This is a genomic window from Streptomyces sp. ASQP_92, from assembly GCF_025399895.1.
Lineage (GTDB): Bacteria > Actinomycetota > Actinomycetes > Streptomycetales > Streptomycetaceae > Streptomyces.
On record NZ_JAODUA010000012.1, the window covers coordinates 21,593 to 46,314 of the forward strand.

At 71.1% G+C, this 24,722-nt stretch carries 19 protein-coding genes; 11 read left to right on the forward strand and 8 right to left on the reverse strand.

Going from position 1 to position 24,722, the window contains the following annotated elements; translation table 11 throughout:
- Nucleotides 1-25: 25 nt before the first annotated feature.
- The 3 genes from N4G70_RS23540 to N4G70_RS23550 all read right to left on the reverse strand — a co-directional run bounded on the left by N4G70_RS23540 (nt 26) and on the right by N4G70_RS23550 (nt 4,073).
- Entirely contained in the window at nt 26-991 is a 966-nt protein-coding gene (locus tag N4G70_RS23540) for a DNA-3-methyladenine glycosylase (RefSeq protein ID WP_261714692.1), read from the reverse strand.
- 534 nt (nt 992-1,525) lie between these two features.
- The gene (locus N4G70_RS23545) at nt 1,526-2,608 is read right to left on the reverse strand and encodes an NDP-sugar synthase (RefSeq protein WP_261714693.1); all 1,083 of its coding nucleotides are present in this window, start codon (nt 2,606-2,608) and stop codon (nt 1,526-1,528) included.
- Between the two features lie 109 nt (nt 2,609-2,717).
- Nucleotides 2,718-4,073 (reverse strand): peptidoglycan recognition protein, encoded by a 1,356-nt coding sequence (locus N4G70_RS23550; RefSeq protein ID WP_261714694.1) that lies wholly within the window; start codon nt 4,071-4,073, stop codon nt 2,718-2,720.
- Nucleotides 4,074-4,202: 129 nt separating this feature from the next.
- Here N4G70_RS23550 and N4G70_RS23555 point away from each other — a divergent pair, with 129 nt between their 5' ends.
- From N4G70_RS23555 to N4G70_RS23570, 4 genes are all read left to right on the forward strand, one after another.
- On the forward strand, nt 4,203-4,955 hold the full coding sequence (locus tag N4G70_RS23555) for a TIGR03089 family protein (RefSeq protein WP_261714695.1): 753 nt from the start codon (nt 4,203-4,205) through the stop codon (nt 4,953-4,955).
- A gap of 198 nt (nt 4,956-5,153) precedes the next feature.
- Complete coding sequence (locus tag N4G70_RS23560; protein ID WP_261714696.1) at nt 5,154-6,968, forward strand: LCP family protein; 1,815 nt, start codon at nt 5,154-5,156, stop codon at nt 6,966-6,968.
- Between the two features lie 229 nt (nt 6,969-7,197).
- Nucleotides 7,198-8,934, forward strand: a complete 1,737-nt coding sequence (locus N4G70_RS23565; protein ID WP_261714697.1) for an LCP family protein — start codon at nt 7,198-7,200, stop codon at nt 8,932-8,934.
- A 56-nt stretch (nt 8,935-8,990) separates the two neighbouring features.
- Nucleotides 8,991-10,793, forward strand: coding sequence for an LCP family protein (locus tag N4G70_RS23570; protein ID WP_261714698.1), 1,803 nt, complete (start codon nt 8,991-8,993; stop codon nt 10,791-10,793).
- An 88-nt stretch (nt 10,794-10,881) separates the two neighbouring features.
- Here the strand turns inward: N4G70_RS23570 and N4G70_RS23575 are convergent, their stop codons facing one another.
- Nucleotides 10,882-11,919: a glycosyltransferase family 2 protein gene (locus N4G70_RS23575; RefSeq protein ID WP_261714699.1), complete on the reverse strand. Its 1,038-nt coding sequence runs from the start codon at nt 11,917-11,919 to the stop codon at nt 10,882-10,884.
- 202 nt (nt 11,920-12,121) lie between these two features.
- On the opposite strand from N4G70_RS23575, the gene N4G70_RS23580 reads away from it, so the two are divergent.
- Nucleotides 12,122-13,528, forward strand: a complete 1,407-nt coding sequence (locus N4G70_RS23580) for an LCP family protein (RefSeq protein WP_261714849.1) — start codon at nt 12,122-12,124, stop codon at nt 13,526-13,528.
- Nucleotides 13,529-13,567: 39 nt separating this feature from the next.
- Here N4G70_RS23580 and N4G70_RS23585 read toward each other — a convergent pair whose 3' ends face one another.
- Nucleotides 13,568-14,092: an acyl-CoA thioesterase gene (locus N4G70_RS23585; protein ID WP_120723046.1), complete on the reverse strand. Its 525-nt coding sequence runs from the start codon at nt 14,090-14,092 to the stop codon at nt 13,568-13,570.
- Between the two features lie 118 nt (nt 14,093-14,210).
- Here N4G70_RS23585 and N4G70_RS23590 point away from each other — a divergent pair, with 118 nt between their 5' ends.
- From N4G70_RS23590 to N4G70_RS23610, 5 genes are all read left to right on the forward strand, one after another.
- Nucleotides 14,211-15,503 (forward strand): LCP family protein, encoded by a 1,293-nt coding sequence (locus N4G70_RS23590; RefSeq protein WP_261714700.1) that lies wholly within the window; start codon nt 14,211-14,213, stop codon nt 15,501-15,503.
- 321 nt (nt 15,504-15,824) lie between these two features.
- A complete protein-coding gene (locus N4G70_RS23595) occupies nt 15,825-16,055 on the forward strand; it encodes a hypothetical protein (RefSeq protein WP_261714701.1) in 231 nt (76 codons plus the stop codon).
- The gene (locus N4G70_RS23600; RefSeq protein WP_261714702.1) at nt 16,036-16,563 is read left to right on the forward strand and encodes a DUF6879 family protein; all 528 of its coding nucleotides are present in this window, start codon (nt 16,036-16,038) and stop codon (nt 16,561-16,563) included. Before N4G70_RS23595 ends, N4G70_RS23600 begins: the two co-directional genes overlap by 20 nt.
- Nucleotides 16,564-16,581: 18 nt before the next feature.
- Nucleotides 16,582-17,421 (forward strand): DUF5753 domain-containing protein, encoded by an 840-nt coding sequence (locus tag N4G70_RS23605; RefSeq protein ID WP_261714703.1) that lies wholly within the window; start codon nt 16,582-16,584, stop codon nt 17,419-17,421.
- A 530-nt stretch (nt 17,422-17,951) separates the two neighbouring features.
- Nucleotides 17,952-18,977: a methyltransferase domain-containing protein gene (locus N4G70_RS23610; protein WP_261714704.1), complete on the forward strand. Its 1,026-nt coding sequence runs from the start codon at nt 17,952-17,954 to the stop codon at nt 18,975-18,977.
- Nucleotides 18,978-19,098: 121 nt separating this feature from the next.
- Here the strand turns inward: N4G70_RS23610 and N4G70_RS23615 are convergent, their stop codons facing one another.
- Nucleotides 19,099-20,265 carry an acyl-CoA dehydrogenase family protein gene (locus N4G70_RS23615; RefSeq protein WP_261714705.1) on the reverse strand — a complete coding sequence of 389 codons (1,167 nt, stop codon included), beginning with the start codon at nt 20,263-20,265 and terminating at the stop codon, nt 19,099-19,101.
- Nucleotides 20,266-20,470: 205 nt separating this feature from the next.
- On the opposite strand from N4G70_RS23615, the gene N4G70_RS23620 reads away from it, so the two are divergent.
- Nucleotides 20,471-21,796, forward strand: a complete 1,326-nt coding sequence (locus tag N4G70_RS23620; protein ID WP_261714706.1) for a UDP-glucose/GDP-mannose dehydrogenase family protein — start codon at nt 20,471-20,473, stop codon at nt 21,794-21,796.
- On the opposite strand, the gene N4G70_RS23625 is transcribed toward N4G70_RS23620, so the two are convergent.
- Both N4G70_RS23625 and N4G70_RS23630 read right to left on the reverse strand, forming a co-directional pair.
- Entirely contained in the window at nt 21,793-23,013 is a 1,221-nt protein-coding gene (locus N4G70_RS23625; RefSeq protein WP_261714707.1) for a dipeptidase, read from the reverse strand. The genes N4G70_RS23620 and N4G70_RS23625 overlap by 4 nt on opposite strands.
- A 522-nt stretch (nt 23,014-23,535) precedes the next feature.
- Complete coding sequence (locus N4G70_RS23630) at nt 23,536-24,720, reverse strand: dipeptidase (RefSeq protein WP_261714708.1); 1,185 nt, start codon at nt 24,718-24,720, stop codon at nt 23,536-23,538.
- Nucleotides 24,721-24,722 lie beyond the last annotated feature (2 nt).

The window sequence follows — 24,722 nt, forward strand, 5'->3', positions numbered from 1 at the left end:
CCCTGCGCTCCCGCGCCCAACTCCCCTACAGGCGGGCGATGTTGTTGGGCTGGAAGCGGGGGGCCCGGCGCGGCGGGATGCGTCCGCTGAGCAGGATCAGGCGGGCGGCCCGGTGGCGCTGGCCCGCGTACGGTTCGAGCAGGGCCAGCATCTCCTCGTCGTCGGCGTCGCGGTTGCCGGCCAGGGCGTGGCCGATGATGCCGGGCAGGTGGAGATCTCCGACCGTCACCAAGTCGGGTGCGCCGATGGCCCGTTGGAGGGTTTCGGCGGCCGTCCAGGGGCCGATGCCGGGGATGAGCCGGAGCCGCTCGGCGGCCTGCGTCTGCTCCATCCCGGCGGCCTCCTCCATGCGGCGGGCCACCCGCACGGCGCGCATGACGGTGTCCGAGCGCTTGGAGTCGACGCCGGCGCGGTGCCACTCCCAGGACGGGATCATCGCCCACTGCCGGGCGTCGGGCATCACATACATGCCCTCGGGGGCGCCGGGGGCGGGCTCGCCGAAACCCCGCACCAGGAGCCGCCAGGCGCGGTAGGCCTCGGTCGCGGTGACCTTCTGTTCCAGGACGGACGGAATCAGTGACTCCAGGACCAGGCCGGTACGCGTCAGGCGCAGGCCCGGGCGGTTGCGGTGGGTCTCCGCGAGGAGGCGGTGGCGGGGCTCGAAGGCCTCCGGGTCGTCCAACTCACCCAGCATCGCCGGGAGTTGCTCCAGCATCCACTCCGCGCCCGCGCCCCACGCCTCGGCGTGCGCGGTGTCCTTGACGGCGGTCACGCGGAGGGTGGCGGGGCCGGCGGGGGTGCGGGAGGTGCGCCATACGGCGCCGTCGGGGGTGGTGCGGTAGGTGGGGTCGCCGGGGCCGCGTCTGAGGGGGCCGAGGGTGAGGGGCAGGTCGAGGGGGCCCCTGCGGGTCACCCATACCCGGGTCTGCCCTGCCGGGCGGGGGGTGGGGGTGCGGAGGGTGGGGGTGCGGGGGGTGAATCGTCCTGCCACGGTCGTTCCTCGGGGATGGGCTGCCCCCCGAGCCTACGCGCCCCGGCCCCCTGGGGCTCCGCCCCAGACCCCGTTCGCGCCTGAACGGCGCTCGTCCTCAAACGCCGGACGGGCTGAAATGCCCGATGCGGGCCAGCACCAGCACCGCTAAGGGGCGCGGGGAACTGCGCGAGAAGCGACCACGATCCGCGGACGAAGGCGGGTTTTGGGGGCGCGAGGAACTGCCCGAGAAGCGGGCACGGTCCGCGGACGAAGGCGGGTTTTGGGGGCGCGGGGAACTGCGCGAGAAGCGGGCGCGGTCCGCAGGACCCAGAGGGGTAAGGGGCGCGAGGAACTGCGCGAAAAGCCCCCCGCGGCCCGCAGACGAAAACGGGGTCCCAGGGGCGCGAGGAACTGCGCGAAAAGCGACCACGGCCCGCAGGATCCAGAGGGGTGAGGGGCGCGGGGAACTGCGCGGAAAGCCTCGCACCCCATGTCACGCCACGCCACGCCACGCCCGCGCGAGCGGGTCCCGGCCGCGGCCCGGAGCGCGGGCTACTGGTCCGAGGAGAAGCGGACCGCACCCCCCGGCAGCACCGCGTCACACCACACCCGCGCCCCCGCACGCAACTCGTTGTCGGGGCCGACGACCGCCCCGTCCCCCACCACCGCCCCCTCGAGCACCGTGCGGGAGCCGATGTGCGCGCCCACGCCGACCAGGGAGTCCGTGATCACCGCTCCGGGGTCGACGACCGCGTCGGACAGGATCGTGCTGCCGATGATGCGCGCGCCCTCGCCCACCACCGCCCCGCGGCCCACCACCGTGCCGCCGGTCAGCTTGGCGTCGGGGGCAATCCGGGCCGTCGGCAGGACCAGGCGGTCGCCGCAGCGGCCCGGGACGGCGGGGGAAGGGACGTGGCCGAGCACCAGGTCCGCCGAGCCCCTGACGAAGGCCTGGGGGGTGCCCAGGTCCAGCCAGTACGTCGAGTCCACCATCCCCTGGAGGTGGGCCCCGCGTGCCAGCAGGCCGGGGAAGGTCTCGCGTTCCACCGAGACCGGACGACCCCGCGGGATCTCGTCGATCACCGAGCGCCGGAACACGTACGCCCCGGCATTGATCTGGTCGGTGACGATCTCCTCCGGCGTCTGGGGCTTCTCCAGGAACGCCGTGACCCGGCCGGTCTCGTCCGTGGGGACCAGGCCGAACGCCCTCGGGTCGTCGACCCGGGTCAGATGCAGGGAGACGTCCGCGCCGGACGCGCCGTGGGTGTCCACCAGCGCCCTGATGTCCAGGCCCGTCAGGATGTCGCCGTTGAAGATCAGGACCGGCTCGTCGGGCCCGGAGCGCAGCCGCGAGGCCACGTTGCGGATCGCGCCGCCGGTGCCGAGCGGCTCGTCCTCCGTGACGTATTCGAGGGAGAGGCCGAGCGCCGAGCCGTCCCCGAAGTACGGCTCGAACACCTCGGCCAGATAGGAGGTGGCCAGAACGATGTGGTCGACGCCCGCCGCACGGGCCCGCGCCAGCTGGTGGGTCAGGAAGGGGACCCCGGCCGCCGGAACCATCGGCTTGGGCGTGTTCACCGTGAGCGGGCGCAGCCTGGTGCCCTTGCCGCCGACAAGGAGGATCGCTTCTGTCACCTGTCGTCTCTGCTTCCTGCTGGGGCCGGCCTTCGGATTCCGTCGCATCGTTCGGCGGAACTCCCGGCCGGCCAGTGTATGCAGACCCCCCGGACGGCATTCGCCCCGGTCAGCGCCGGCCCTGGTAGTGGGCTGCGGTGACGCGGGCTGAGCCGAGCCTGCCGTACAGGCGCGCGCCGGGGCAGTCGGTGGCGAAGCCGTCGCGGTGGCCGGCGATGGCGTTGAACCTGACGCTGCGACCCTTCTTGTAGCGGTTGCCGCCGCCCGAGACGAGCGTGCTCTTGCCCGCCGGGTTCACCCCGTACAGACCGAGCTTCCAGGCCGCGAGTTGCTCAACCGCCTTGAGGGCGGCGGCTGTTGGGCTGGTCTTGTTGTACGTGCCCAGGACCGCGATGCCCGTGCTGTTGGTGTTGAAACCGAGGGTGTGCGCGCCGAGCACCGCCTTGCTGACGCCCCCGGCGCGGCCCTCGTAGATGTTTCCGCACTTGTCGACCGCGAAGTTGTACCCGATGTCCCGCCAGCCGCTGCTCTTGACGTGGAAGCGGTAGATACTGCGCAGGACGGAGGCCGACTGGGCGCAGCTGTAGCCGTTGCCGGACGCGGTGTGGTGGACGAAGGCGACCTTGACGCTCTTGGTGTAGACGAAGCCGCGCTCCCGCAGCCGCTCGTCGGCGCCCCAGCCCTTGCGGGTGACGATGCGCGGCCGCGCCCCGATGTACGGACGGGCCCGCGTAGCCGAGCCGACCACCTCACCGGCCCCGGCCGCATCGTCGGACTCGGCCGCCTCACCGGCCCCGATCACCTCACCGGCCCCGATCACCTCACCGGTCCCGGCCTCCGCCCCGATCGCCGCCTCCGCCTCGGTCCGGCTCTCGGCCCGGTCGAGGGCGGGCAGCACATCGGGCTCTCGCAGGGCCCGGGTGCCGTCGTCGCCCCCGGCCGGTCCGGCGCCCGGGTCGACGAGGTCGAGGCGCAGTCCGCCGGGGAGTTCACCCTCCGGGTCGTTGGGCCGTACGTGTGCCTCGACGGCGTCCGAGTCGCCCACCCACAGGGGTGCGGTGGAGCCGTGCAGGGGGCGCTCGGCCTCGGCGGTGCCGGGGTCGGCGGCGTGGTCGTGGTTGTGGGTCTCCAGGTCCTGCCAGGCGGACCAGGTTCCGCCCGCCCGGGAGCGGGTGCGCACCTGGACGCTGCCGCGCAGTTCGTCGTCGGCGTTGTCCCAGACCACGCCGACCAGGGAGAACGGCCGCACCTCCCGCCGGGTCAGGCCCTCTTGGGTGGCGCCGCCCGCCGCCCGGTCCGTGTCGGGCAGCGGCCCCATGGGCAGCGACTGGGTGGATCCGGCGAGTTCCGCCGAGGCGGGGGCCGCGGCGGAACGCGCCGCCGCGACGGGCGCCATGGACGCCAGGGGGACGGTGAGGGCCGCGACAGCGGCGACGCCGATCGAAGACGCAAGGAAGCTACGCATGGTGACGATCGTGGTCATACTTGTACAAATCTGTCCATTGCTGACCTGACGGGTCGTCGGCCAAACCGGTGTACGCACCCGGCCCACCGGCGCCGGTGCCGCCCGGGCGCGCCGCGTAGCCTTGCCCGCGTGAACGCCAGCGACCGCACCCCTGCCGACCTGCTGCGATCCGCGCTCGCCGCGGACCCGGGCCGCCCCCTGATCACCTTCTACGACGACGCCACCGGCGAACGCGTGGAACTGTCCGTCGCCACCTTCGCCAATTGGGTGGCCAAGACCGCCAATCTGCTCCAGGGCGACCTCGCCGCCGCGCCCGGCGACCGGCTCGCGCTGCTGCTCCCGGCGCACTGGCAGAGCGCGGTGTGGCTGATGGCCTGCCACTCGGTGGGCGTCACCGTCGAGATCGGCGGCGACCCGGCGGCGGCCGACCTCGTGGTCAGCGGCCCCGACACCCTGGAGGAGGCCCGTGCCTGCACCGGCGAGCGGGTGGCGCTCGCGCTGCGCCCGCTCGGTGGACGCTTCCCGCAGCCGCCCGCGGGCTTCGCGGACTACGCCGTCGAGGTGCCGGGCCAGGGCGACCGGTTCGCGCCGTTCTCGCCCGTCGACCCGGACGCCCCCGCGCTCGCCGTGGACGACGAGGAGCTCAGTGCCGCCGGACTCGTGACGCGGGCCCGCGCGGAGGCCGCCGGCCTCGGCCTCGCCGCCGGTGCGCGGCTGCTCTCGGCGCGGGCGTACGACAGCTGGGCCGGACTCGCGAGCGGCCTGTACGCCCCGCTCGCCTCGGGCGGTTCGGTCGTGCTCTGCCGCAACCTGGCCCAACTCGCCGACGGGGGGCTGGAGAAGCGGGTCGAGAGCGAGCGGGTCACGCATCGCGCGCCGTGAGCGTCCCGCCTCGGTGACGAGGTGCTGATCTCCACCCTTGTGGCCCACCACGGGGCCCGGCCCCCGGCTTCCGGCGGGACCTCCGGTACATGATCGGTCGTACGCAACCATGCGTGCGATTCGGCCGTCTACCGGGGTGCCCGGCGGGGCGCCGCGCCCGCCGCCCCCCTGTGATGGCCCGTAAGGATGGACGCCGAAGTGACCGACAGTGCCGGCACGCCCCCCGAACCGGAAGACCGGGCCGGGGCCGAGCAGCCACCGCCGGCCCCCGGCACCCCCTCGGCCCCCGAGGCACCCGACGCCGAACCCGCGACCGGCCCGGAGACGTCCGCCCCCGAGGCACCCGACGCGAAGGCGACGGACCCCACCCCCGCACCCACCGGCACCCCGACGGCCCCTGAGGCGCCCGACGCCGTCCCAGCGACCGGCCCGGAGGCCGCCAACCCCGAGGCACCCGACGCCGACCCCGCGACCCGCCCGAAGACGGCCAACCCCAAGGCACCCGACGCCGAGCCCGACCCCGACCCCGAACCCGAACCCGACCCCGACCCCGAGCCCGAGCCCGCCGCGAGCGAAGCCGCACCGAGCGAGACGGACACCGCCGGGACCACCGGCAGCGCCACCGGGACCGGGACCAGGGCCGCCGGGACCGGGACCAGGGCCGCCGCAACGGAGGCCGAGGGCGACGCCGAGGCCGAGGCCGAGGCCGACGGCGGCGAACCCGTCGAGCCCCGAACCGCCGCCCCGGGGGCCGACGCCGCCCAGCCCGTCGCCGGCGCGACCCCCGGCACCGGGTCCGCCGACCCCAGCGACCCCCGAACCGAAACCGACCCCGACCCCAAGCGCCGCAGGCACTGGCTGCGTTGGACCGCGCTCGGCGTCTCCGTCGTCGTGCTGGCGGCGGCCGGGACCGGGTGGTGGTTCTACCGGAAGCTCGACGGCAACATCCACACCGACACCTCCGCCGCGAGCGAGCTCGACAAGTACGAGCGGGACCGGCCGGTCTCGGTGGTGCACGACGCGGAGAACCTGCTCCTCATCGGCTCGGACTCGCACGCGGGCAACAACTCCTCGTACGGCAGGGACGACGGCGGCAGTCAGCGCTCGGACACCACGATCCTGCTGCACCTGGCCGCCGACCGGCTCAGCGCCACCGCAGTCTCGCTGCCGCGCGACCTGATGGCGGACCTGCCCGCCTGCGGCCGGCCCGACGGCACCACGTCCAGGGCCCAATTCGCCCAGTTCAACTCGGCGTTCGAGATCGGCGGAGCCGCCTGCACGATCCGTACCGTCGAGAAGATGACCGGCGTACGGATCGACCACCACATGGTCGTCGACTTCAGCGGGTTCAAGGACATGGTCGACGCGGTGGACGGCGTGGAGGTGTGCCTGAAGGAGCCGGTCGACGACCGCCAGGCCCACCTCAAGCTGCCCGCCGGACGCCAGACCCTCCACGGCGAGCAGGCGCTCGGCTTCGTACGCTCCCGGCACGGCTTCGGGGACGGCAGCGACACCCAACGGATGGACCGCCAGCAGCAGTTCCTCGGCTCCCTGGTGAAGAAGGTGCAGAGCAACGGAGTGCTACTCAACCCCACGCGGCTCTACCCGGTCCTGGACGCGGCGACCAAGTCCCTCACCACGGACCCCGGACTCAACACCCTCAAGGACCTGTACGACCTGGTGAGCTCGATGCGGGGCATTCCGACCGAGAACATCCGGTTCCTCACCGTTCCGCGTCAGCCCTACGTGTACAACGGCGACCGCGACGAGCTCGTCCAGCCCGACGCGGACCGGCTCTTCCAGCAACTGCGCGACGACCGGCCGATCAAGGTGGCACCCGCGGCGGACGTGGCGAAACTCAAGGAGGGCGGCGGCAAGGACCGTGACGGCAAGGGAGGCGACGGCAAGGACCGTGACGGGGACGGCAAGCCCGACGACCCGGGCCCCACGCCCAGCCCCTCGGCCCCGCCCGTCTACTCGGGTACGGATGCTGCCTCGGGCATGTGCGGCTAGGCGGCGCGCGGGTGGGAGAGCTGTGAATTCCGCGTGCCCGTCATCGAATTGGGGTCAAATGCCCGGTTATAAAGGGCGTGGACTTCGTCACGGCCGTCGCTGTCGGCCGAACTGGCCAGATAGTGTGACGCGATCCAGTGTGAGCGGCAGGCGTGCCCCGCACTGCAGGAGCGAATGATTGAGCGCTTTGGGGGAAGCGACTCGGCACCGACGGAGGACAGAAGCGACCGTGGATGCGCAGAGCCGTGGCCGGGCCGATGAAGTCGACCCCGCAGACCAGTGGGTCCTCAACCCGGAGACCGGCACTTACGAATTGCGACTGACCCCTTCCGGAACGCAGTCGAATTCAGGTCCGAAGCGGTCGTCCGCGGAGCCCGCCGCCGGCAGAACCCCCGGACAGTCCGGACGTGCCGGGCGCCGTGAGGTGCCAAGCCAGCGCAACCGCCGGGGCGGCGCATCCCCCGCCGGCGAGACCCCCGACGCGCAGGGCCGCCGCAAGCGCAAGCCGAAGGCGACCCGCAAGAAGAAGGCGCTGCTGTGGACGGGCGGCGTGATGGGCGTCGTCCTCGTGGCCGGGGCGGGCGGCACGTACTGGCTCTACCAGCACTTCAACAACAACCTCAACACCGTCGACGTCGGGGACGCGGGCAGCAAGAGCTCGGTGCCCGACGGGGCGTTCAACATCCTGGTCATCGGCACCGACAAGCGCACCGGCAAGGGCAACGAGGGCTACGGCGACGCCGGCAGCGAAGGCCACGCCGACACCAACATCCTCTTCCATGTCTCGGCGGACCGGACCAACGCCACCGCGATGTCCATCCCCCGCGACATGGTCACCGACATCCCCGCCTGCCCGACCAAGCAGCAGGACGGCACCACCAAGACCATCCCGGGCACCAAGAACGCGCGCTTCAACACGAGCCTGGGCCAGGAGGGCCGCGACCCGGGCTGCACCATGCGTACGGTCAAGCAGCTCACCGGGCTCAACGTCGACCACTTCATGATGGCCGACTTCAACGCGGTCAAGCAGCTGTCCACCGCGGTCGGCGGCGTCAAGGTGTGCCTCACCAAGGCGGTCGACGACCCCAAGTCGCATCTGAAGCTCCCGGCCGGTCAGAGCATCGTCAAGGGCGAGCAGGCGCTGGCCTTCGTACGGACCCGGCACAGCTTCGGCAACGAGAGCGACCTCGACCGCATCAAGCAGCAGCAGCAGTTCATCGGCTCGATGATCCGGCAGATGAAGTCGGACGACACCCTGGGCAGCCCCACCAAGATGTACGGCCTCGCGGACGCCGCGACCAAGGCGCTGACGGTCGACTCGGGGATAGGAAGTATCAAGAAGCTGACCGACCTCGCCCAGGTCATCGGCAAGATCGACGCCAAGAACATCACCTTCGCCACCCTTCCGGTGATCGACAACCCGGCCGAGGGCAAGAAGCACATCACCGTCGTGCCCGACCCGGCGAAGGCCGAAGCACTGTTCGCGATGATGCGCGCCGACACCTCGCTGACCGAGGTGAAGAAGAAGGAGGCGGACGCCAAGAGCTCCGCCGCGGCCGAGGAGGCCGCGCGCCTCGACGGCGCGCGCGCCAAGGCGTCCGAGGTGCGGGTCACCGTGCTCAACGGGGGCGCGGTGGCGGGCTCGGCCGGGGAGATGGTCACCTGGTTGCAGAACCAGAAGGGTGTGCTGAAGTCGTCCAACGGCTCCAACGCGCCGCAGAAGGTGCCCGCCACCGTGCTGGTCTACGCGCCGAACCAGGCCGACCAGGCCCGTAAGCTCGCGGATCTGCTCGGTCTCTCCGGGGCCGCGCTGAAGCCGGGGACCAAGGACGCCGTGGGCAAGGAGCCCATGGTGCTGACCCTCGGTCCGGACTTCAAGCAGGCGGGCACGCCCGTCGCCGCTCCGGCCAAGGCACCGGAGGGCATTCAGAAGGTCGAAGCCGACAAGTCGGTCTGCGCCAAGTAACAGACTCACGGCCCGCCCGGGCCTCAGGGGGAGTCTGAACGACAGGGGGTACAGGGGTGGGCAAGAACAGCGTGCGCGGGGAGGGGACGGCGCGGGGCCGCGTCGAGCATGCGGGCGAACTCGGCTGGGACGAGAGCCTGTACGGGAACGACACGGCCGGCGGCGCCGCACAGGGCAGGAAGCCCGCGGGCGACGGAGAGAGCGCCGGGTCCGGCGGGCCCGGGGGGCCCGCCGCGCCGGGCGGCTCCGGCACGTCCGCGGGCTCGGGTGCGCCCCCTGCCGCGTCCTCGGGCTCCGGCGGCGCCGGCGACCCGGCGTCCGGCAGCGGGCACCGCAGGGGCGGCTCGCGCAGACGGGGCAAACGCAAGCACCGCGTCCTGAGATGGACCGCGATCACGCTCGCGGTGCTCATACTCGGGACGGCCACCGCCGGTTACCTGTACTACCAGCACCTCAACAACAACATCCGCAAGGGCGACCGCAGTGCGGGCGGCAGCGACGCCAAGAAGGCCGCGCCCAACGCCCAGGGTCAGACCCCGCTCAACATCCTCCTGATCGGCTCCGACAGCCGTAAGTCGGACGAGAACGTCGCGCTCGGCGGCGCCAAGGACGACCGCGCCGGTGATCCGCACGCGGACGTACAGATGCTGCTCCACGTCTCGGCGGACCGCAAGAACGCCTCCGTCGTCAGCATCCCGCGCGACACCCGGGTGAGCATGCCCCCGTGCAAGGACCCGGAGAAGAAGAAGGACTACCCGGCCACCAACGCCATCATCAACGAGGCGCTCGGACGCGGCGGAGCGGGCTGTGTCCTGGACACCTGGGAGAAGCTGACCGGCATCTACATCGACCACTGGATGATGGTCGACTTCGCCGGTGTCGTCGCCATCTCCGACGCGGTGGGCGGCGCCGACGTCTGCGTGAAGCAGAACATCGACGACCACCCCACCAAGCTCCAGAAGGGCGGCTCGCACCTGCACCTCACCGCGGGCAACCACACGGTGAAGGGCGAGCAGGCCCTCCAGTGGCTGCGCACCCGGCACGCCTTCGGCAGTGACATCGGCCGCTCCCAGGCCCAGCACATGTACATGAACTCGGTGATCCGCAACCTCAAGGACCAGGACGCCTTCAGCGACACCGGCCGGCTGATGGACATCGCCGAGACCGCGACCAAGTCGCTCCAGGTCTCCTCCGAACTCGGCACCGTCAAGAAGCTGTTCGACCTGGGCATGGAGCTCAAGAACATCCCCATGGACCGCATCAACATGCTGACCATGCCGCGCCTGCCCGACCCGAAGGACCCGAACGCCCATGTGGTGCCGGACACCGCCAAGGCCGACGCGCTGTGGGCGATGCTGCGGGACGACAAACCGCTCGACGGCAAGAGCGACGACAAGAACGACGGCAAGCCGGCCTCCGAGGCGCCCAAGGGCCCGGCCGCCGAGGCCGCCGGTTCGCTCGCGGTGAGCGTGGTCAACGGCACCGGCACCAACGGCCGCGCACCCGTCAAGGGCCGGGCGAGCGAGGTGGTCTCCGCGCTCAAGGCCAAGGGCTTCACCCAGGCCGCCACGGGCTCCAGCAACCCCACGGCGACCAGCGAGGTGGACTACCCGCGGGCCGCGGGCGCCCAGGGCAAAGCGAACGCGGAGTCCGTCGCCGCCGCCCTGGGCCTGCCCCCCGGCGCGGTCAAGCCGTCCGACGTCAAGGCCCTGACCCTGGTGGTCGGCGGCGACTGGCGCACCGGCGCGAGCTACCCCAAGCAGGACGCGAAGGCCACCGACCCGCTCAAGGACACCGAGACGGTCAACGGGGCCGACAAGGGCGCCTGCATGGAGGTGTACGCGCCCTACCGCTTCTAGCCGCCCGCGTACGCGAAAGGGGGCGCCCGGTGCTTTTCGGCACCGGGCGCCCCCTTCGCTCACGTACGAGCCGTCCCCCGCGAGATGCCTAGGGGCGGACGGACGCGGTCCGCACCGCCGGGCGGCGGCTCGCGATGACCTTGCGGGCCAGCGCCTTCGGGCTGGTCAGGAAGCCGAAACCCCACGACATGTGCATGGTGGCGAGGGCCACCGGGATCTGGGCGCGGGCCTTGAGCGAGAGCCCCTTGCCGGCCGGGAGGGAGCCCGCGATGATCGCCGCGAGATAGCCCGCCGGGACCACGAAGCCCCACGGCGTGACCAGCGCGCCCACGACGAGGCCCGCCGCGATCGCGCAGACCGCGGCCGGGGGCGCCAGGTATCGCAGGTTGATGGAGCCGGCGTGGTAGCGGGCCACCACATGGCGCCACCGCCCGTAGTCCTTGTACTGCTTGGCCAGCGCCTTCACCGAGGGCCGCGGCCGGTACTGCACCTTCAGCTCGGGCGAGAACCAGATGAGGCCGCCGGCCTCCCTGATCCGGAAGTTCAGCTCCCAGTCCTGGGCGCGGATGAACTCCTCGTTGTAGCCGCCCTGTTGCTCAAGCGCCTCACGGCGGAAGACCCCCAGATACACGGTTTCGGCGGGCCCCGCCTCGCCTCCCGTGTGGAAGGCCGCGTTGCCGACGCCGATCTTCGAGGTCATCGCGGCGGCGACCGCGTCCTCCCAGGCGTTCTCGCCCTCGGCGTGCATGATGCCGCCGACGTTCTGGGCGCCCGTCTCCTCCAGGAGGCGTACGGCGGTGGCGATGTAGTTCTGCGACAGCATGCCGTGGCCGTCGACGCGGACCACGATCGGGTGGCGGGACGCCTTGATGGCGGCGTTCAGGGCCGCGGGGGTGCGTCCGGTGGGGTTCGGCACGGTGTGGACCCGGGCCCGCTCAAGGGACGCGGTCTCGCGCACCAGGTCGGCGGCGATCTCGTCGGTGCGGTCCGTGGACGGGCCGAGCGCGATCACCACCTCCATCTCGCCGTCGTACTCCTGCTCCAGGATGTGACGGACCGAGTTGCGCAGATGCCGCTCCTCATTGAGAACCGGCATGATCACGGAAACAGCAGGCGTGGCGTTCATCGGTGGTCACGTTACCGCGAACGGGGGACAAGGTCGCGCGGCGGCCGGAGCGGTGCACGGGGTAGCTGATCGTATGGGCCTACGGTGCTCAGGATCCCCCTTGCCACCCGCGGAGGTCCCCGTGCCCACGCCGCCCCGCCCGCGCTCCGTACGACCCGGTCGGCCCCCCAGCAGACAGCAGGACGAGCGCCCCCGCTGGGGCATGCGGTTCGCGACCACCCTGTCCGTCCTGGTGCTCGGCGCGGGCGGGGTCGGGCACGCGGTGGTGACCAGCCTGGACGGCGGGATCGGCCGGGTGGACCCGTTCCGGGACATGAAGAACCGGCCGCAGGGCAGCCTCGGCACCAACATCCTGCTCGTCGGCACCGACGGGCGGGACAGGATCACGCCCGAGGAGAAGCAGAAGTACCGGCTGGGCGGGGCGCCCTGCCACTGCACCGACACGGTCATGATCGTGCACGTCTCCGCGGACCGGGACCGGGTCAGCGTGGTGAGCCTGCCGCGCGACTCCTACGCCGAGGTGCCCGAGCACACCGACGAGGCCACCGGCCGCAACCACCCCCGGCACCCGGTGAAGCTGAACGCCGCCTACGCCGAGGGCGGGCCCTCGCTGACGGTCCGCACCGTCGAGTCCATGACGGGCCTGAAGATCGACCACTATCTGGAGGTCGACTTCACCAGCTTCATGAAGACGGTCGACGTGGTCGGCGGGGTGCAGATCTGTACGGCCCGCCCCATGAAGGACAGCTACACCGGCCTCGACCTGACCGCCGGCACCCATGAGCTGAACGGCGGGGAAGCCCTCCAGTACGTACGCTCGCGGCACGCCGACGGCTCCTCCGACCTCGGCCGGATGCAGCGCCAGCAGCGCTTCCTGGCCGCGCTGATCGAGAAGGCGACGAGCAACGGGGTGCTTCTGAACCCGGTCAAGTTCCGCGAGGTCGCCTCGTCCCTGCTCTCCTCGGTACGCGCCGACGAGGGCTTCGGGGTCGAGGAGATGCTGGGCTTCACCGCCGCCATGAAGGGCTTCACGCCCTCCTCGTCGGACTTCACGACGGTGCCGCTCGGGCAGCTCGGCTTCGCCGTGAAGGGCGTCGGCTCGACCGTGAAGTGGGACGACGTGAAGGCCAAGAAGCTGTTCCAGCTCCTGCACGACGACAAGCCGCTGGCCCCGCACACCCCGCCGAAGCCCGCGCCGCAGCCGACCGCCAAGGACGCCAAGCCGCCGAAGGCGCCGGGCTCCATCGTCGAGGTCGCCCCCGAGCAGATCCGGGTCCAGGTCTACAACGGGACCCGCACCGACGGGCTCGGCCGCCGCGTGGACGACGCGCTGCACGCGACCGGCTTCAAGACCACCGGCTCCCCCCGGGCGAGCACCAACCTCGACATGCGCCGCACCCTGATCGAGTTCGACCCGCGCTGGGACCGCTCGGCCAAGTCCCTGGCGCTCGCCCTGCCGGGCAGCGAGCTGCGCGCGGTCAAGGGCCTCGGCGCCACGATGAAGGTGACGGCGGGCGCCGACTTCAAGGACGTCGTCCCGGTCCGCGCGGAGGAGCAGCCGCAGGGCGACTTCGGCACGGTCACCGGCGACCGGGTGGTCTGCCCCTGACGGGCCGGGGCCGCCGTCGGTGGCTCGCGTACCGGTCGCCTAGTCGTCCAGGCCCTCGGCGGAGCGCTTCTCCCGCAGGTCCATGATCGCGCGGCGCCGGGCGAGCCGGTGGGTGCGGCGGATCTGGGCCTCCTGGTAGCGGCGCTCGTCGCGCTCGGTCTCCGGGATCACCGGCGGCACCGTACGCGGCTTGCCGTCGGCGTCCACGGCGGCGAAGACGAGGTAGGCGGAGCCCACCTGCTGGGCCGGGGTCGACTCGTTCCAGCGCTCGGCGAGCACCCGCACCCCGACCTCCATGGAGGACCGGCCCGTCCAGTTGACCTGTGCCTTCACATGCACCAGGTCCCCGACCCTGACCGGCATGAGGAACGCCATCTCGTCCATGGAGGCGGTGACGGCAGGCCCGCCCGAGTGGCGCCCGGCGACGGCGCCCGCGGCATCGTCCACCAACTTCATGATCACGCCACCGTGCACGGTGCCGAGGAGGTTGGTGTCATGGGTGGTCATGATGTGGCTCAGGGTGGTTCGGGAGGCCGAGGTCGGCTTGCCCGGAAGATCAGTCATGCGTTCCACTGTAGGCGCCGTACGATTTCCGGCTCATTGCATCAGCCTTGCAACAGCCCGGCCCCGAATTCCCCCCTGCCCTGTCAGGGGCCCGGGGCCGCCGTGCATGCTGGACGGCATGAACGAATGGCCCGACGCCCGCCATGGCGACGCCCGCGGAAACGGTGACGACGGTTACGGTCGCGGCAGCTTTGCCGCGCGGCCCGAGGGTGCGCGCCGGATGCCGCACGTCCGGCGCCCCGTCCCCCAGCAGCAGCCCGCCCACGACGACGGCTACGGACAGCCCCGGTACGGCCAGGGCGGGGTGCCCGGGCAGGGTTCGTACGACAGCGGCTACAGCGAGGGCCATGTCTACGGCAACCCCGCGGGCCGCGGCCCGGCCGGGCCCGGCGGCCCCGAGGGACCGCGGCGCGGCGGTGGCCGGGGGCCGGGGGCGGCGCCGAACTGGCGCAGACGGATCACCGTCGGCGCGCTGACCCTGGTCGGCGTGCTCCTGGTGACCTCGGTCGCCACGTACTTCTGGGCGGACGGCAAGGTGCGCCGCGAGGTCGACCTGTCCAAGGTCATCGAGCGGCCCGACGAGGGCAAGGGCACCAACTACCTGATCGTCGGCTCCGACTCCCGCGACGGCATGTCCGCCGAGGAGAAGAAGAAGCTGCACACCGGCTCGGCCGACGGCAAGCGGACCGACTCCATGATCCTGCTGCACGTCGGCGACAACGGGAACACGATGGTCTCGCTCCCGCGCGACTCCTGGGTGAAGATCCCCAGCTTCAAGGGCTCCCAGAGCGGCAAGGTCTTCCCCGCCAAGGGCAGCAACAAGCTGAACGCGGCGTTCTCCATGGACGGCCCCGAGCTCCTGGTCCGCACCATCGAGGCCAACACCGGCCTGCACATCGACCACTACGCGGAGATCGGCTTCGCCGGGTTCGCGAACATCGTGGACGCGGTCGGCGGCGTGGACATCGACATCCCGCAGGACATCAAGGACAAGGACTCCGGCGCGGACTTCAAGAAGGGCGAGCAGACCCTCGACGGCCAGCAGGCCCTGGCGTTCGTCCGCAACCGGCACGGGTACGCCGCCGGTGACCTGGAGCGCACCAAGAACCAGCAGAAGTTCCTGGCCGCCCTCGCCAGCCAGACGGCCACCCCGACGACCCTCCTCAACCCGTTCAAGCTGTACCCGGTGATGGGCGCCGGTCTGGACACCCTGATCGTCGACAAGGACATGAGCCTGTTCGACCTGGGCTCCATGTTCTGGGCGATGAAGGGCATCACCGGCGGCGACGGCGTCTCGATGAACATGCCGGTCGCGGGCGACGGCCCCCAGACGTCCCTCCTGTGGGACAAGCCGAAGGTGACGCAGCTGGTGAACGAGCTGAAGAACGACGACACGGTCACGGTCAAGTAGCCCGGCCCGCACGGCCTTTGGGCCCGGGCCGCCGCGTTCCCCGCGGCGGGCCGGGCCCTTCTGCATCCTCCGGCCAGCCCCCCGGCACGGGTCCCTGCGGACGCGGACCCTTCTCAACTCACCTTCTGGCACGGCGAGTTGCGCGAGGTGGACCGCTCGATTGCGTCCCAGCCGCCGCGGGAGCCGGCGTGCGCGGGGCTCACGCGGGAGCCCTCCCTACCACCCATGGATGAACTGCCCTCTTGACCGCGGGAGTTCGACCGTCGAGGCTCATGTAACAGACTGCACCGCAGTGCAACACCTCTACTGGGAGGGCGCACCATGACCTACACCTTTATCGGCAAAGACCCCGAGTCGGACGTGAACGGGTGCCCGGCAGTCTGGGTGGATGACAAGAGGCGGCTGCTGGTGCAGGGGCGACGAGCCGGGGAAGACGCTCGGGCTCGCACGGTGGCTGACTCGCCCCGCGCCGAGGATGAGACGCTGATCGTCCTGGAGCCCAGGATGATCCCGCTTCTCAAGGAGGCAATCCGTGTCGCAGAGTCTGGCTGAGTTCGCCCATCTGCTCCGCCAGTGCAAGCGTTCAGCGGTGCACCTTGAAACCCGCGACGCGTACGCCGTTCCTGGAGAGCACCCGGCGTTCGACGCCTGGCTGGCAGGAGAGCGAACGGACTGGAACGACCGTTCCTCGTGGTGGCGCGATGACTGGCACGGCCTAATCAAAGACGTGACAGCCCAAGGCGTCGTTGTACGCCGTGCGCGGGTGGTTGGGGAGCCCGTCTCGGACTACATCAAGTGGGAGCACGACGTCACATTCGGCAACGTCGCCTGCGGGGAGCACGTGCGGTGGCTGCCCCGTCGGCAAGCATCCGATCTGCTGTTGCCCGGCAATGACTTCTGGCTGTTCGACGGCAATCTGGTCCAGTTCAACGTCTTTGACGGCGACGGGCGTTGGGTGCACACCGACTACACGGAGCAGGCGGACGTGGCGGCGCGATGTGTCGACATGTTCGAAGCAGTCTGGGAACGAGCTGTCCCACACGACAAGTACACGGTCTGAAAGAACAGCGGCCAGTCCATGACCTCACCACTGTCGACGGCTGAAGAAGCCCACAAGGCAGTTGCCGACCGGCTCACTCGAATGATGGAGGATGCCGATCTATCGGGGGCCCGGCTGGCCGCTCTGTGCGGCTGGGACCGCTCCAAAAGTCACCGGATCATCAACCGTAAGACGATTCCCAGACCTGCCGACATCCGCGCATGGTGCACGGCATGCGGAAAGCCGGACGAAGCGGAAGCTCTGATCGACACCACGCGGACGGCCAAGACGCTCTATGTCCAGTGGGCTCAGTACCTCCGGGGCGGCCTTGGCAAGGCTCAACGCAGTCACATCTACCAGGAGACACGAGCCTTCCGTGTGTATAGCTGCGGAGTGCTCCCGGGGATGCTTCAGACGGAAGCGTACGCCCGGGGTATTCTCCGCACGATCCGCCAATTCAGGAACCTTCCCGATGATGTCGAGGACGCCGTAAAGGCTCGCCTGGAGCGCTCGACCGCCACTCTCCAAAGCAGCCAGGTGTCCATCCTCGTGGAAGAGTCGGCCCTCTATATGCCGATGACCGAACTGCCGCACCATGCCGAGCAGCTTGAACACTTTCTGGCCGTCATCGGACGCTCGAACCTGGCGTTCGGCATCATCCCCCACATGTCACGCCGCCCGGTGTGGCCGCTCGAATCGTTCTACGCATTCGATGATCGCGAGATCCAGGTGGAGACTCTGACCGCGATGGTCCGCGTCACCAACCGAGCAGAGGTCGATGCGTACCTCAGTGTTTTCCATCAGATGGGGCGGGCGGCCGCATACGGCCCCAATGCCAAGACTCTGATCCTTAAAGCGCTCACTACTCTCCGGGAGTGAAGGCGTACAACGTCGTACAACATCTGCCCCGCCGCGCCTTCTCTCTTCCTACGGTTCTCGACATGACAGACCCACCTAGGAAGGGAAGCCATGGCTGCTCCGTTGAGGTACCCACGGCCGCCAGTGGAGTTGGCCGACGCGGTGGAGGCCTACCTGTATGACTGCACCCCGGGGAAGGGGTGTGGGGTCTGTGCGGCCCTGGTACGGGAGTTGGCGGAAGCCAAGGCAGCGAAGCAGTGGAGCGCTGCCTACGACGCCGCGGCGGAAGTCAGGAACCACCCGCATGGGAATGGCGGCCCAATCCGCCGCATCCGCAAGGAGAGTGAGGACACCATGGGAAAACGGGTGGACACCACTCCGGGAAGCCGGACACCTCTGACAGCGACGGACACCGCGACAAGCCGCCGGGACCGACCAAGCCGTACGAGCCGCCGAAGAAATGAGGGCGCATGGCCAACCAGCGAGAGCTCGTCGAGTGCCTGGAGAACACGAAGTCCCTGCCGAGCGAATGGCGACGCACGGTGGCCGCAGTGGACCGCGCCCTGTTCATTCCTGACGTATTCGAGGGCGGTGACTTCGGCGCCGCGCCCGAAGCCTGGGCCCAGGTGGTCTACAGCGACGTGCCGGTGGTCACGCAGGTGAATGATGGACGGGAGACCTCGGAGGGGGCGTTCCGGTTGTCCACGTCGTCATCGTCGATGCCTTCGATCATGCTCGACATGCTTCGCCTGCTCGAAGTACGCGACGGCGACACCGTGTTGGAGATCGGCACCGGCACCGGCTACAACGCGGCGTGGCTCTCGCATCGGCTGGGCGACCACAACGTGTTCAGCGTGGAGGTGGACGCGGCACTGGCGGCCCGCGCACGGCAGAACCTGAAACACGCCGGTTTCCGCCCGACGGTGGTGGTCGGCGACGGCTGCCACGGGTACCCGGGAGGCGCTCCCTACCGGCGGATCATCTGCACATGCACCATGCGGGAGATCCCGCGCGCCTGGCCGGCGCAGTGTCCCTCGGGACGGATCGTCACCCCGTGGGGCAGTAGCTTCTTCAGCGGTTCCTACGTGACGCTCGACGTGGTGAACGGCGAAGCGCGGGGCGGGTTTTCCGGCCGTCCCGCCTTCATGTGGGACCGCTCGCACCGGGCCGGCGCGGGACGCATCTCGGACCTGTACCACCAGGAGGAGGGAGAGAGGGGCACGACCGATATCGCTCCGCAGAACGTCATCCAGGATGCTCCGGCGTTCTTCACGAGCCTGACCGTCACCGATGCCTGGTACCGGTGGTGTGACGCGGACGACGGCAGCGGGGAAGCCACCCTGTGGCTCTTCTCCGACGACAGGCAGTCGTGGGCCACCGTGGAATACGTGCCCGATGCGGCGACGTACGAGGTCGAGCAGTACGGTCCCCGCGCGCTGTGGGACGACGTGCGGACGGCGTTCCTCGGCTGGCACGATCTGGGGGAGCCGGAGCGCTCCCGGTTCGGCCTGTCGGTCGACGGCGACGGGCAGCGGGTGTGGCTGGACGATCCGCAGCACGTCATCGGCCGGCCGTAGGACGCACCCGGCGCAGGAGGCCGCTGCGCGCGGACCGCGCTCACCCGAGACGGCGGGCGCACACCAACGGCCCCCGGCCGGCTGGGTGCCGGGGGCCGTTGTGGGTGGGGCCAGGGGGCCGTTACGGCAGGTTGCGGGACATCACGATCCGCTGAACCTGATTCGTACCTTCATAAATCTGCGTGATCTTCGCGTCGCGCATCATGCGCTCGACCGGGTAGTCGCGGGTGTAGCCGTACCCGCCCAGGAGCTGGACCGCGTCCGTGGTGATCTCCATGGCGACGTCGGAGGCGAAGCACTTGGCGGCGGCGCCGAAGAACGTCAGGTCCGAGTCGAGGCGCTCGGACTTGGCGGCGGCCGAGTACGTGAGCTGACGGGCCGCCTCCAGCTTCATGGCCATGTCGGCCAGCATGAACTGGATGCCCTGGAAGTCGGCGATCGCCTTGCCGAACTGCTTGCGCTCCTGGACGTAGCCCTTGGCGTAGTCGAGGGCGCCCTGCGCGATGCCGAGGGCCTGGGCCGCGATGGTGATGCGGGTGTGGTCCAGGGTCTTCATCGCCGTGGCGAAGCCGGTGCCCTCGTCGCCGATCATGCGGTCCGCCGGGATGCGGACGTTGTCGAGGTAGACCTCGCGGGTCGGCGAGCCCTTGATGCCGAGCTTCTTCTCGGGGGCGCCGAAGGAGACACCCTCGTCGGACTTCTCGACGACGAAGGCGCTGATGCCCTTGGAGCGCTTCTCCGGGTCGGTCACGGCCATGACCGTGTAGTACTCGGACTCGCCCGCGTTGGTGATCCAGCGCTTCACGCCGTTGAGGACCCAGAAGTCCCCGTCGCGCACGGCCTTCGTCTTCATGCCCGCCGCGTCGGAACCCGCGTCCGGCTCGGAGAGGCAGTACGAGAACATGCCCTCGCCCTTGGCCAGCGGGCCCAGGTACTTCTTCTTCAGCTCCTCGGAGCCGGAGAGGATCACCGGGAGCGAGCCGAGCTTGTTCACGGCCGGGATGAGGGAGGAGGAGGCGCAGACCCGCGCGACCTCTTCGATCACGATGACGGTGGCGAGCGCGTCGGCGCCGGCGCCGCCGTACTCCTCCGGCACGTGCACGGCGTGCAGGTCGTTGGCGACCAGCGCGTCGAGCGCCTCCCGGGGGAAGCGGGCCTGCTCGTCGACCTCGGCCGCGTACGGGCCGATCTTGGCCTCGGAGAGCGAGCGGATGGCGTCGCGGAGCATGTCGTGCTCCTCGGACGGGCGGTACAGGTCAAAATCCGAGTTGCCAGCCGTTCCGGCCAAGGTCTCTCACTCCCCAAGGGACGCTAACTACCGTTAAGTAACCTAATTTTAGGGGGCATGGACCCCTCCGGCATACGTGAGCTTGGCGACAGCCGGAAATGGGGGCCTGCCCGGGCCCGACTATGCTCGGGCCGCGCGTTTGTCGCCCGTACGCCCGAGCCCGCCCCGAGCCCGCCTCCCGAGCCCGCACTTCCAGGAGCACCGCATGGCCCTCAAGCTCACCGTGATCGGCACCGGATACCTCGGAGCCACCCATGCCGCGGCCATGGCGGAGCTGGGATTCGAGGTGCTGGGCCTGGACGTGGTCCCCGAGAAGATCGAGATGCTGGGCCAGGGGCGCGTCCCCATGTACGAGCCGGGCCTGGCGGAGCTGCTGCGCAAGCACGTCGCGGGCATCGAGGGATCGAGCGGCCGGCTGCGCTTCACCACGTCGTTCGAGGAGGCCGGCGCGTTCGGCGACGTCCACTTCGTGTGCGTGAACACCCCGCAGAAGCACGGTGAGTACGCCTGTGACATGAGCTACGTCGAGTCCGCCTTCGGCTCGCTCGGCCCGCATCTGCGCGAGGGCGCGCTGGTGGTGGGCAAGTCCACGGTGCCGGTCGGCTCGGCGGCCCGGCTCGCGGCCGCGCTGCCCGAGAACGTGGAGCTGGCGTGGAACCCGGAGTTCCTGCGCGAGGGCTTCGCCGTCGACGACACCCTGCACCCGGACCGGATCGTGGTCGGCGTGGAGAGCGAGCGCGCCGAGAAGCTCCTGCGCGAGGTGTACGCCGGGCCCGTCGGCGAGGGCTCGCCGTTCGTGGTGACCGACTTCCCGACCGCGGAGCTGGTCAAGACCGCGGCCAACTCCTTCCTCGCCACCAAGATCTCCTTCATCAACGCCATGGCCGAGGTGTGCGAGGCCGCCGACGGCGATGTGGTCAAGCTCGCCGAGGCCATCGGGCACGACGACCGGATCGGGAAGAAGTTCCTGCGGGCCGGCATCGGCTTCGGCGGCGGCTGCCTGCCCAAGGACATCCGGGCGTTCATGGCGCGGGCCGGCGAGCTCGGCGCCGACCAGGCGCTGACCTTCCTGCGCGAGGTCGACTCCGTCAACATGCGCCGCCGCGGCCACATGGTGGAGCTCGCCCGCGAGGCGGTGGGCGGCGAGACCTTCCTCGGCAAGCGGGTCGCCGTGCTCGGCGCCACCTTCAAGCCCGACTCCGACGACGTACGGGACTCCCCCGCCCTGAACGTCGCGGGGCAGATCCACCTCCAGGGCGGCCAGGTCACGGTGTACGACCCCAAGGGCATGGACAACGCCCGCCGCCTCTTCCCGACGCTGGGGTACGCGCCGAGCGCCGTCGAGGCGGTGCGCGGCGCCGATGTCGTCCTGCACCTGACCGAGTGGCGCGAGTTCCGCGAGCTCGACCCCGCCGAGCTGGCCGAGGCCGCGGCCACCCGGATCATCCTGGACGGACGCAACGCGCTGGACCCGGTCACCTGGCGCGAGGCGGGCTGGACCTACCGCGCGATGGGCCGCCCGCGCGCCTAGGCGCGGTCGGGGTCTCCTGTGCGGTCGGGGTCTCCTGTGCGGGGCCGGGGCTCGGGCCGGCCCTCCACGGGCCCGTCGAGGTCCTCGATGGTGGCGTTCGACGCGGCCCTTCGCGGCGCGGTCGCGCGGGCCGCGAACTCCACATCCCGGACCACCCTGGTGAGGTTCTCCCAGGTCAGCGCGGCGACTTCGGCTTCGGTCCAGCCCCGGCCGAGGAGCTCGGCGATCAGGGTGGGATAGCAGGAGGCGTCTTCCAGGCCGGAGGTGCGGGGGGCGCCGGTGGACAGTCCGTACGTTCCCGACAGCCCCACGTGCGCGGCTCCGGCCACCTCGCGCACCCGCTCGATGTGGTCGGCCACCTCGCGTACGGAGACGGCCGCGCCGGTCCCCTCGATCTGGTCCGGGGCGAAGCTCACCAGGCAGACCCCACCCTGTTCGCCGATGGCGGCGAGCAGGTCGTCGGAGGCGTTCAGGGGGTGCTGGGTGAGGGAGGCCGCCGCCGAGCGGGAGAGCAGCGCCGGGGCCTTGGACGAGTCGAGGGTGCGGCGCCAGGTGGCGGCGGTGGCGCCGGAGAGGTCCAGCAGTATCCCCAGCCGGTTCGACTCGCGCACCACTTCCAGGCCGAAGCGGCTCAGGCCCGGCTCGGTCCAGGGGGTGCCCGGGGTCAGCGCGAGGGCCCGTACCCCCAGGAGGTGGTACGCCCTCAGGGTGCCCAGCGAGTTGCCGAGCGCGTGCGCGGCCACGGGGCCCAGGAACGAGGCGATGCGACCGCAGTTGCGGGCGTCCGCGAGGTCCCCGGCGCTGAGCGCCAGGCGCAGCCAGGCCGGGCAGGAGGCGATGAGGGAGCGGATCCGGTCGAGGCGCTCCAGGGTGGCGCCGGCCGGGTCGGGGCAGCCCGGCTCGGCGTTCAGCGCCCAGAACTGCGCTCCCACGCCGCCGGCCCGCAGCCGGGGGATGTCCGTGTCGAGGGAGCTCTCGCCGATCTCCAGATCGTGCCAGGGGGCCTGGGCGAGGGCCTTCGCGAGCGTGTTGTGCCCGTCTGCCACGGGGTGCGCGGCGAGCAGGCTGCGGGCGCGGTCGAGGCAGTCGTCGCCGGCGTCCGGGTCGGATACGGGGTCGGGTGGTGCGGCGGGGGGTGCGGCGGGTACTGCGGAGGTCGGCGCTTCGAGCTCGCCGACCGCCGAGGTGCTCTGGGGGTCGTCCTGCAGATCTGCCATGACGGGCTCCCGGGATCGGCGGTGACGGCAGTATCGTCACGGTGTCACGGCGGGGCGGGGACTTCTCGGCAGACGGCGCGTTCGGGGGACCCCCTGGGCTCCGCCCAGCCCCGGCCCCCTGGGGCTCCGCCCCAAACCCCGGGCCCTTTGCCCACCCACCCGCCCGTGCAGGGGGTTGGTTGGTTCCGGCCCTCCTGGGGCTCCGCCCCAGACCCCGTTCGCGCCTGAACGGCGCTCGTCCTCAAACGCCGGACAGGCTGAAATGCCCGATGCGGGCCAGCACCAGTACCGCTAAGGGGCGCGGGGAACTGCGCGAGAAGCGCCCACGGTCCGCAGCCAAAAGAACCCGGGGCTCCGCCCCAGACCCCGATCGCGCCTAAAGGGCGCTCGTCCTCAAACGCCGGACGGGCTGAGGTGTCCTGCGCTGCCCCGCACCGAGCAGTTAAGGGGCGCGGGGAACTGCGCAAAAAAAGGGGGGGCCGGGCCTCCCCCGGGGTTGGGGGTGGCCCGGTGTGGGAGGGGTTAGGCGTCCAGGGTGGGGAGGGTCGCGTTCGAGGGGCCGCGAAGCGGACGGAGCTCGCGCGAGACGGACTCCGCATCCCGCAGCACCCGCACCGCGTTCGACCACGTCAGCTTCGCCAGGTCCGCCGAGGACCAGCCCCGGGAGAGCAGCTCGGCCACCAGGTTCGGGTAGCCCGAGACGTCGTCCAGGCCCGCCGGCGTGAACGCCGTACCGTCGAAGTCGCCGCCGATGCCGATGTGGTCGACCCCGGCCACCTCGCGCATGTGGTCCAGATGGTCCGCCACCGTCGCCGCCGTGGCGATCGGCCGCGGATTCGCCGCCTCGAACGCCTCGTGGAGCTTCATCGCCTCCGGCGAGGTGTCCAGGTGGTGCAGGCCGTGCGCGCGCAGGTTGTCGTCGGCCGCCTGCGTCCAGGCCACCGCCGCCGGCAGGATGAACTTCGGGACGAAGGTGGCCATGGCCACGCCTCCGTTGCCGGGGAGCTGGGCCAGCACGTCGTCGGGGATGTTGCGCGGGTGGTCGCAGATCGCCCGCGCGGAGGAGTGCGAGAAGATCACCGGCGCCACGGACGTGGACAGCGCGTCCCGCATCGTCGTCGCCGCGACGTGCGAGAGGTCGACCAGCATGCCGATGCGGTTCATCTCGCGGACGACCTCGTGGCCGAACGGCGAGAGCCCGCCCACGTTCGGCACATCGGTCGCCGAGTCCGCCCACGCCAGGTTGTCGTTGTGGGTCAGGGTCAGGTACCGCACGCCGAGCGCGTACAGCGCGCGCAGCGTGGCGAGGGAGTTGTTGATCGAGTGGCCGCCCTCGGCGCCCTTGAGCGAGGCGATGCGGCCCTCGGCGCGCGCCGCCTCCATGTCGTCGGCGGTGAGCGCGGGCACCAGTTCGCAGGGGTAGCGCGCCAGCATCTGGTCGACGCAGTCGATCTGCTCCAGGGTGGCGCTGACCGCCTCGTCGCCCGCCAGGTCGCTGCGTACGTACACCGACCAGAACTGCGCCCCGACCCCGCCGGCCCGCAGCCGCTTGAGGTCGGTGTGGGTGCGGCCGGTGAGGTCGGTGGCCAGGTCGCAGCGGTCCAGGTCGTAGCGGGTCTGCTCGCGCAGCGCCCAGGGGAGGTCGTTGTGGCCGTCGGCCACGGGGTGGCGGGCGAGCAGGTCGCGGGCTTCGTCGAGGTGGCTCATGG